The organism is Lactobacillus sp. UMNPBX12 (genome assembly GCF_002553955.1).
Classification (GTDB): domain Bacteria; phylum Bacillota; class Bacilli; order Lactobacillales; family Lactobacillaceae; genus Lactobacillus; species Lactobacillus crispatus.
In genome coordinates this window covers 1-373 of record NZ_PCYY01000084.1, presented here as the reverse complement: position 1 = coordinate 373, position 373 = coordinate 1, and the positions used below count along the sequence as shown (strand labels likewise).

The 373-nt window shown below is 33.5% G+C and carries 1 protein-coding gene; it reads left to right on the top strand.

Features of this window, described 5'->3' with window-relative positions; translation table 11 throughout:
• Positions 1-44 precede the first annotated feature (44 nt).
• On the top strand, positions 45-373 hold a 329-nt coding region (locus CP363_RS10590; protein WP_098036231.1), incomplete at its 3' end, for a signal peptidase II.

Sequence of the window (373 nt, the reverse complement as noted above, 5' to 3'; positions counted from 1 at the left end):
TTGCACGTTTGAAATTGGCATTGAAACAACAGGGGGTTCAATAATTGTTACTGGGGATCGCTATTGTAATTATTTTAATTTTAACAATTTGTGACCAATTATTAAAATCTTGGGTTGCTTCTTCAATTGTTCTTGGTGGTAGTAAGCAGTTAATTCCTGGTATTATTGAGTTAACTAATTTACGAAATTCAGGGGCTGCTTGGAGCATTTTTGAAGGGCAACAAACTTTTTTTACCATTATAACTATTATTGCGATTATTGTAATTGGTTACTTTATCTGGCAGTACCGTAAAAATATTCCTATGCTAATTGGCTTATCATTGATTATGGCAGGAACAATTGGCAACTTTATCGATCGGTTAAGACAAGGGTA